Source organism: Aquabacterium sp. UBA2148 (assembly GCF_002328915.1).
Lineage (GTDB): Bacteria > Pseudomonadota > Gammaproteobacteria > Burkholderiales > Burkholderiaceae_C > Aquabacterium > Aquabacterium parvum.
Genome location: NZ_DCXA01000244.1, coordinates 8,678 through 16,904 on the forward strand (window position 1 = coordinate 8,678; position 8,227 = coordinate 16,904).

The window sequence follows — 8,227 nt, forward strand, 5'->3', positions numbered from 1 at the left end:
CGCCATGGCGGGCACAACACTTGGGCCGAGCTGGCTCGCAATCCTTTGATCATCGGCACCCTCAGTGGCCTGCTGGTGCGCGTGCTCGACATCCACCTGCCAGCGTGGTTGCTGGAAACGGTGGGGCGCATCGGTCAGGCTGCGCTGCCGCTGGGGCTGCTCGCCGTCGGTGCCGGCCTGAAGATGACCGGTTTGACGGCTGCGCCCGCCCTTGCGCTGGGCCTGCTGGGCATCAGGCACCTGCTGCTGCCGATCGCGGCCATCGGCCTGGCCTGGGTGCTGAAGCTGCCTCCCACAGAGCAGGCCATCCTGGTGGCCTTCGGGGCGCTGCCCACGGCCTCCAGCGCTTATGTGCTGGCGGTGCGAATGGGTGGCAACGGGCCGTTCGTGGCGGGCTTGATCACGGTGTCCACGCTGTTGGGCATGGCCACCGTGCCGCTGTGGATCGGCGCGCTGGCCTGGCTCAGGCCAGCGGGCTGACCAGGCTCAACCGTTCACTGGCCGCTTGCGTAGGCGCGGTTGATCTCGGCCATGGTCTGCTCCAGCTTGGCGGGCGTGCGCAGCGCAGGGTCGGTCTGGTTCTGCCATTCGCCGAAGGCGGTGGCGCGGCGGCGCATGTACTCGGTCTCGCGGTTCTGCGCGGCCATGCGGGTTTCGTCCTCGGGGTTGGGAACGATCGTGGCCAGCTGCGCCTGCCAGGCTTCGACGCGCTGGGTGCGACGGGCTTCATCGGGCTCGGCCTCGGCGATCAGCACGGCGCCCATCAGTGCGGCTTCCATGAGCGTGAATTCGCCCGTCTTGAGGCGGTCAGGCAGCTCCTTGAAGAGGCCCTCGGCCAGTTGCCGGCGCTCGCGGGCCTGCTTTTGCTCGTCCAGCCCCTGCCAGGCTTCGAAGGCACGGTGGTACTGCACATAGCTGACGATGCGAGCGGCCTCGGCCTTGGCGTTGGGCGCCTTGCTCAAGGCACCTTCAAGCGTGGATTGGTCTTCGGTGTTGACGGTGCCCCAGCGCGCATCGTTGAGGATGGAGGTCACGGGGGCGCCACCGCCAGCGGCGCCCGATGCAGAGGACCACTGCCACATGGAACCCGAAGCGCCGGGCGTGCCCGCCTCGCCCGAGCCACCCTGGGGGGCAAACGCCCACCAGGCCAATCCACCAGCCACGGCCACTGCGGCCACGATGGCCACGCCAGTCCAGGAACGGTTCTTCTCGATCGTGATCATGGGAGTCAGGGGGAATGCTGCTGCGAGAGGCACGCAGGATACCCCCATGCCGCGCCCACCTCGCACCAGCGAACCCCGGATTACTACCAAGTCCCCCTTGGAACCAGTGGGCCATCGGACAGGCTTTACACAACGACACCTAGACTCCCGCCATGGACATCCGATCGATGACGCCCACGGACCTGGAACAGGTGCTCACCATCCAGCGACGCTGCTACCCTCCGCAATACCACGAGCCGCTCGGCGCCTTCGAAAACAAGATCCGGCAATCGCCCACCTCAGCCTGGCTGGCGGTCGAGGCAGAAATGGCCCTGGCCTACCTGGTGACCCTGCCGGTTGACGAAGACCATTTCCCGGCGCTGCACGCGGTCAACTGGCAGCCGCCTGTGCGGCCGAAATGGCTCTACCTGCACGACCTGGCGGTTGACCCCGACCACCGAGGCAGCGGTGCAGGGCAAGGCCTGGTCCAGAGGGCGTTCGAGCACGCGCGTGCCTCGGGGCTGGCTGGACTGGCCCTGGTGGCCGTCCAGGGCTCGCAGCCGTATTGGCACAAGCAGGGCTTTCAAGCCCGTCAGGTCGACCACCCGGGCCTGCTGGCCAAGCTGCGATCGTTCGGCACCGATGCGAGCTTCATGACCCTCGATTCATGACCCTCGGTTGACGCCCATCGTTGGGGCAGGCGTTTTTGTCAGCGGGGTTGATTCACGTCAAGTCATACGGTTGACTGACTTCGAGGCCGATGCAATGCTGCATCGCAACAAGCCTCGAACCATGTGTGCCCTGATCTCTCCAACCCATGCCTGCGGACCCAGCGCACGGCGCCCGGCCCCGCTGACCGAAACAGCGCGTGGGCTTCAGGCTCGCGAACGCATGTTGCGCGCTGCGCTGGAGCAGTTCGGTCGCCACGGCTTTGACGGCACCACCACGCGGATGATCGCCAGCGCCGCCGGCATGAACCTGGGCGCCATCCCCTACTACTTCGGCACCAAGGAAGAGCTCTACATCGAGGCCGCAGGCTTCCTGGCTGACGCCATCCAGGCGCGACAGCGCGAACCTCTGTTGATGTGGTGGGCTCGGGGCACCACAGGGGCTGCGAGCGAAATGCCCCGCGGGAACACCGCGGAACCCGCGGTTGCCGAACGAGACGCGCTGATCGAGCGGGTGGTGGCCTTCTTGTGCGATCAGGCCCGGGTGCTGCTCGCCGACGACTTCCCGGCGGAGTGGGTGCAGTTCTTCCTGAGGCTGCAGGCCGAGGAAGGGCCGGCGCTGGAGCGCCTGTTCAGCCAGGTCGTGGCGCCCATGCAGGACGCCGTCGAGGGCCTGGTGGCCCGCATCTGTGGCCGCGAGGCCTCGCACGCCCTGCCGCGCGCCATCACGTTCCTGGCCGCACACCAGGTGATGAGCCTGAGGCTGTCGGATGCCTTGTTGCTGCGCCGACTCGGGTGGGATCGCTTCACGCCCGAACGCATCGACCAACTCCTTGACTTGATCGCCATCTCGCTGCGGGCCCAGCTCGCGGCGCTGGCGCCCCCTGCACCATGAACCGACGCTCCCTGAACCGGACCTTGATCGCCGTCACACTGGCCGCCGCCGTGGGCGTCGCCTGGTGGGTGAACACCCAGCGCGACCGCCTGCCCGATGGCATCCACCGAGGCAATGGCCGGGTGGAGGTCGAGCGCATCGAGGTCGCAGCAAAGTACCCGGGCCGCATCGTCGAGCTGCCAGTGCGCGAGGGCGACCTGGTCAAGGCCGGCGACGTGATCGCAAGGCAGGACCCGACCGACCTGCTGGCCCAACGTGACGCCGTGGAAGCCGCCCGCGATCGAGCCTCCCAGGCCATGCAGCGCGCGGGCGCCGAAACCGAGGTGCGCAAGGTGCAGGCGCGCATTGCCCAATTGGAGTTGGATCACGCGACGCGTCTCAAGCAGGATGCGCTGGTCTCCGGCGCCGAGGTGGAGCGGCGCACGGCTCAGCGCGATGGCGAGCAAGCGGGCATCCAGGTGGCCCGCGCAGCCATTGGTGAAGCCACCGCTGCGCGGGCCGAAGCCGATGCCCAGATCAAGCGCCTGAACGTGGCGCTGGAGGACCTGGTGCTGCGCGCGCCGGTGGCCGGCCGCATCGAGTACCGCGTGGTCGAGCCGGGCTCGGTCATCCCCTCGGGTGGACGTGTGGCCACGCTGCTGAACACGGCAGAAGTGCACATGACGCTGTTCCTGCCGACCGACGTGGCGGGCGGACTCAAGCTGGGTGACGAGGCCCGCATCGTGCTGGACGCGGCGCCGCAGTTCGTCATCCCGGCGGTGGTGACCTTCGTTGCTTCGGAGGCGCAGTTCACACCCAAGTACGTGGAGACGGCAGCCGAGCGCGAGAAGCTGGTTTTTCGCGTCAAGCTCAAGGTGGCGCCTGAGCTGGCCCGCCGCCATGCGCCCCATGTGAAAGCGGGTCTGACCGGGTATGGGCATGTGCGCAGCGATGCCAGCAAGCCCTGGCCAGCATCGCTGATGGTGAGGCTGCCCGATGAGCAGGCGGGTCCAAGCGATCGTCAACCGCGTTGACAGCATGAGTCACCCCAGCGAGATCGCCATCGCCGTGGATGTGCGAGACCTTGGCCACCGATACGGTGACACCCGGGCGCTCGAGCACGTCAGCCTGCAACTGCCCGCAGGGCGCACCATTGCGCTGGTGGGGCCGGACGGCGTCGGCAAGTCGACCTTGCTGTCGCTCATCGCCGGCGTGAAGGTGATCCAGCATGGCCGTGTCCACGTGCTGGGTGAAGACCTGTCCAGTGCGCCAGCACGCGCCCGCTTGTCGCCTCGCGTGGCCTTCATGCCGCAGGGCCTGGGCCGCAACCTCTACCCGACTCTGTCGGTGGCCGAGAACATCGACTTCTTTGCGCGGCTGTTCGGCCAGGGCGCGGCCGAGCGCGAGGCGCGCATCCAGCGGCTGCTCGACGCCACGGGCCTGGCGCCCTTTCGCGATCGGCCTGCGGGCAAGTTGTCGGGTGGCATGAAGCAGAAACTCGGCCTGTGTTGCTCGCTGGTGCACGACCCCGATCTGCTCATCCTCGATGAGCCCACCACGGGCGTGGACCCGCTGTCACGGCGGCAGTTCTGGGCCCTGGTCGAAGCCCTGCGCGCCGAGCGCCCCGGCATGACGGTGATCGTGGCGACGGCCTACATGGAAGAGGCCGAACGCTTCGAGCACCTGGTGGCCATGGACGCAGGGCAGGTGCTGGTGTTCGACCGCACCGAGAACGTGCTGGCGCGCACGCCGCAGCACACGCTTGAAGCGGCCTACATCGAGTTGCTGCCGGAGGATGCGCGTGGCAGCAGCGAGCCGCTGGTCATCCCGCCCCGTCCTGCGGTGGATGGGCCGCCCGCCATCGAGGCCCAGGGCCTGACGCGCCGCTTCGGTGACTTCATCGCCGTGGACAACGTGAGCTTTCGCATCGAGCGTGGCGAGATCTTCGGCTTCCTGGGCTCGAACGGTTGTGGCAAGACGACGACCATGAAGATGCTCACGGGGCTGCTGGACATCAGCTCGGGCTCGGCACAGTTGCTGGGCTCGCCCATCGACCCGCGCAACCTCGAGACGCGCATGAAGGTGGGCTACATGTCGCAGGCCTTCTCTCTGTATGACGAGCTGAGCGTGCGGCAGAACCTGGTGCTGCACGCGCGCCTGTATCGCATGGAATGTGATGTGGCCGAGCACGCCATCGGCGACGCACTGCAGCGCTTTGACCTGGGTGAACACGCCGAGGCCCGGCCCAGCGAGCTGTCGCTGGGCATCCGCCAACGCCTGCAACTGGCCGCTGCCTGCCTGCACAAGCCCGAGGTGCTGATCCTCGATGAGCCCACCTCGGGCGTTGACCCGGCCGCGCGTGACCTGTTCTGGCGTCAGCTCGTGCAGCTGTCCAGGCAAGAGCAGGTCACCATCTTCGTGTCGACCCATTTCATGAACGAGGCCGAGCGATGTGACCGCATCTCGCTGATGCACCGGGGACGGGTGCTGGCCGTGGGTTCGCCCCAGGCGCTGCAACAGGCACAAGGCGCCGCCTCGCTGGAAGACGCCTTCGTGGCGCACCTGCAGGCGGCCGACACGACGGTGCAGGCGGCCCAGATGGCGGCCACGGCTCGCACGCCAGCCGCGCCTGCACAGAACACCCTCGCTGCCTCCCATGCGCCTGGTCCGACCTCGTTGCCTGCTCAGGATGCCGCCGACACTTTGAGAAGCTCGGTGCGTTCGATGCGCGAGCGCACGCTGCTCGACTGGTGGGCCCGCACCTGGGCTTTCGCGCGCCGCGAGGCCATGGAACTCAAGCGCGACCCGATCCGCCTGACCTTCGCCCTGCTGGGTCCGATCATCCTGCTGGTCACGGCAGCGTGGAGCATCTCCTTCGACATCCAGAAGGCCAGCTTCACCGTGCTCGACCGCGACCAGACGCACGACAGCAGGCAGCTGATCGAGCACTTCGAAGGCTCGCGCTACTTTCAACGCAAAGGCTCGGTGCAGACCATCGAAGAAGGCGATGCCCTGCTGCGCGCACACGAGGTGGTGCTGGTGATCGAGGTCCCGCCGGGTTTCGGGCGCGACCTTGTCCAAGGACGGCGCCCCGATGTGGCCCTGTACATCGATGGCGCACAGACCTTCACCGCCGAGAACGTGCGCGGTTATGCCCGAGGCATCCTGCTTGAGCACGCCATGCGCTTCGCACAGGAAACCCCGGGGCTGAAGGTGCCGACCTTGCCCGCGCGCCTGGAGCCCCGCTTTGCGTACAACCAGGCCTTTCGCAGCATCTACGCCTCCACGCCTGGCCTCTTGATGCTGTGCCTGATCATCATCCCCGCCATGCTCACCGCGCTGGGCGTGGTGCGCGAGAAAGAGATGGGCTCCATCCTCAACCTCTATGCCTCACCGGCCAGCGTGGGGCAGTTCCTGGTGGGCAAGCAACTGCCCTACATCGGCCTGGCCATGCTGAGCTACCTCAGCCTGGTGTTCCTGACCATCGTGGTGCTGCAGGTGCCGCTCAAGGGCAACTTCTTTGCGCTGAGCCTGGGGGCCCTGTGCTTCGTCTTTGCGACCACGGCGCTGGGCCTGCTGATCTCGGCCTTTTTGAAGTCGCAGGTGGCGGCCACCTTCGCCACGGCCATCGTCTGCCTGATCCCCTCCATCAACTTTTCGGGCCTGCTGTATCCGGTGTCCACGCTCACGGGTGCGGCGCTTTGGGTGGGCCAGGGCTTTCCGGCCTCGTGGTTCCAGCTCATCAGCCTGGGCAGCTTCACCAAGGGCCTGAGTTTTGACAGCTTCGGACCCATGTACGCGGCGCTGCTGGCTTTCGGCCTGGGCTACCTGGCGTTGGCGCGGCTGGCTGTGCGCAAGCAGGAGGCTTGAGACATGGGGCACGACACCCGCCAATGGCTGCTCAACGTCGCCAGGCTGTCGGCGAAAGAGCTGCGCAGCCTGCTGGGCGACCTGCCCCTGGTCGCGCTGATCCTGTTTGCGTTCACGATCTCGGTCTACACGACGGCCAAGGGCGTCAAGGCCGAGGTCTCGCACGCCTCGGTGGGCTGGATCGATGCCGACCAGTCGGCGCTGTCCATGCGACTGCGCGACGCCATCCGCGCGCCCTATTTCCAGCCACCGCGAGACATCACCACGCAGCAGGCCGGCCCGGCGCTGGACCGCGGCGACGTCATCTTCGTCATCGACGTGCCGCCGCATTTCGAGGCCGACGTGCTGGCCGGGCGCGCGCCCGCCATCCAGGTCACCGTGGACGCCACGGCCATGACGCAGGCGGGCCTGGGGGTGGCCTACCTCAATGAGGTCTTCCTGCAAGAGCTGCTCGGCTTCTTCCACCAACAGGGCATCGACAGCCTGCTGCCTGCCCGCCCTGTCATCCACCTCGAGTTCAACCCCAACAACCAGTCGCACTGGTTCACCTCGGTGATGCTCATCATCACCAACATCACGGTGCTGGCCATCATCCTGGTGGGCGCAGCTGTCATCCGCGAGCGCGAACACGGCACCATCGAGCACCTGCTGGTGATGCCGGTGCGCCCCTCTGAAATCGCGCTGGCCAAAATCCTCGCCAATGGCGGCGTGATCCTGCTGGCGGTGTGGCTGTCGCTGATGTTCGTGGTGCAGGGCTGGCTGGGCGTGCCGCTGCTGGGCTCCATCACCTTGTTCCTGCTGGGCACGGCGGCCTACCTGTTTGCCGTGACCTCGCTGGGTGTTCTGCTGGCCACGGTCACCTCGTCGATGCCTCAGTTCGGTCTGCTGGCCGCACCGGTCTACGTCGTGTTGTACCTGCTCTCTGGCGCGGCCACGCCGGTCGAGAGCATGCCCGAGCTGATGCAGGGCGTGGTGCAGGTCTCGCCCACCACGCAGTTCGTCAAACTGACCCACGCCGTGCTGTACCGCGGCGCGGGCCTGGACATCGTCTGGCCGCAACTGCTCGCCGTTTCGGTGGCCGGGGCGGTCTTCCTCTTCATCGCCTTGTCGCGATTCCGTTCAATGCTGGCGAGGCAGGGCTGAAGCCCGCACCGTCAGCGCAAGCCTGGAGCACACCATGAGCGAATGCCCACCCCAAGACATGAGCTGGAACGACTGGGTCCGCGCGCTGGACCGCCAGGTGCATGGCGACATCGGCCAGCTGATGAGCGGCATCTCGCCCATCCAGACCACGCTGGTCTACCTGGACTGGCTCTCGCACCTGATGATCTCTCCGGGCAAGCAGCTCGACCTCATCAAGCAGACCGCCGAAGACCTGAGTGCGGCCGTCACCAACCCCGCTCATGCGCACCTGGGCACCGACCCTCAGGGCCGCCCCTCAGACCAGCCTGACCGTCGCTTTGCCAGCGCGGGCTGGCAGCAATGGCCTTTCAACGCCTGGTCTCAGGGCTTTCACATCCTCGAGCGGGCGTGGCACCGCGCCACCCATGGCGTGCCGGGTCTGAACCACCGCCACCAGGACATCGCCGCCTTCGCCGCCCGCCAGTGGCTCC

Annotated in this window: 8 protein-coding genes; 7 read left to right on the plus strand and 1 reads right to left on the minus strand. The window is 67.2% G+C overall.

Annotated elements, in window-relative coordinates; all coding sequences use genetic code 11:
• The coding region (locus B2W70_RS13640; protein WP_286746472.1) for an AEC family transporter at window positions 1-480 on the plus strand (480 nt) is incomplete at its 5' end.
• Between the two features lie 14 nt (window positions 481-494).
• Here the strand turns inward: B2W70_RS13640 and B2W70_RS13645 are convergent.
• Window positions 495-1,223 carry a hypothetical protein gene (locus tag B2W70_RS13645; RefSeq protein ID WP_286746474.1) on the minus strand — a complete coding sequence of 243 codons (729 nt, stop codon included), beginning with the start codon at window positions 1,221-1,223 and terminating at the stop codon, window positions 495-497.
• A 152-nt stretch (window positions 1,224-1,375) separates the two neighbouring features.
• Here B2W70_RS13645 and B2W70_RS13650 point away from each other — a divergent pair, with 152 nt between their 5' ends.
• The 6 genes from B2W70_RS13650 to B2W70_RS13675 form a co-directional block, all read left to right on the plus strand.
• Window positions 1,376-1,873 carry a GNAT family N-acetyltransferase gene (locus B2W70_RS13650; protein ID WP_286746476.1) on the plus strand — a complete coding sequence of 166 codons (498 nt, stop codon included), beginning with the start codon at window positions 1,376-1,378 and terminating at the stop codon, window positions 1,871-1,873.
• 220 nt (window positions 1,874-2,093) lie between these two features.
• Complete coding sequence (locus B2W70_RS13655) at window positions 2,094-2,765, plus strand: CerR family C-terminal domain-containing protein (protein WP_058088717.1); 672 nt, start codon at window positions 2,094-2,096, stop codon at window positions 2,763-2,765.
• A complete protein-coding gene (locus B2W70_RS13660) occupies window positions 2,762-3,778 on the plus strand; it encodes an HlyD family secretion protein (protein WP_286746478.1) in 1,017 nt (338 codons plus the stop codon). Before B2W70_RS13655 ends, B2W70_RS13660 begins: the two co-directional genes overlap by 4 nt.
• A gap of 4 nt (window positions 3,779-3,782) precedes the next feature.
• Window positions 3,783-6,614: a ribosome-associated ATPase/putative transporter RbbA gene (rbbA, locus tag B2W70_RS13665; RefSeq protein ID WP_286746480.1), complete on the plus strand. Its 2,832-nt coding sequence runs from the start codon at window positions 3,783-3,785 to the stop codon at window positions 6,612-6,614.
• 3 nt (window positions 6,615-6,617) lie between these two features.
• Complete coding sequence (locus B2W70_RS13670) at window positions 6,618-7,757, plus strand: ABC transporter permease (protein WP_286746482.1); 1,140 nt, start codon at window positions 6,618-6,620, stop codon at window positions 7,755-7,757.
• Between the two features lie 34 nt (window positions 7,758-7,791).
• Window positions 7,792-8,227: poly-beta-hydroxybutyrate polymerase N-terminal domain-containing protein (locus B2W70_RS13675; protein WP_286746484.1), on the plus strand; the 436-nt coding region annotated here is incomplete at its 3' end.

Bases quoted from the DNA above. Each gene is read 5' to 3' on its own strand.
- B2W70_RS13670 (WP_286746482.1), top strand. From the start codon at position 6,618: ATGGGGCACGACACCCGCCAATGGCTGCTCAACGTCGCCAGGCTGTCG.
- B2W70_RS13645 (WP_286746474.1), bottom strand. From the start codon at position 1,223: ATGATCACGATCGAGAAGAACCGTTCCTGGACTGGCGTGGCCATCGTG.
- B2W70_RS13660 (WP_286746478.1), top strand. From the start codon at position 2,762: ATGAACCGACGCTCCCTGAACCGGACCTTGATCGCCGTCACACTGGCC.
- rbbA (WP_286746480.1), top strand. From the start codon at position 3,783: ATGAGTCACCCCAGCGAGATCGCCATCGCCGTGGATGTGCGAGACCTT.
- B2W70_RS13655 (WP_058088717.1), top strand. From the start codon at position 2,094: ATGTTGCGCGCTGCGCTGGAGCAGTTCGGTCGCCACGGCTTTGACGGC.
- B2W70_RS13650 (WP_286746476.1), top strand. From the start codon at position 1,376: ATGGACATCCGATCGATGACGCCCACGGACCTGGAACAGGTGCTCACC.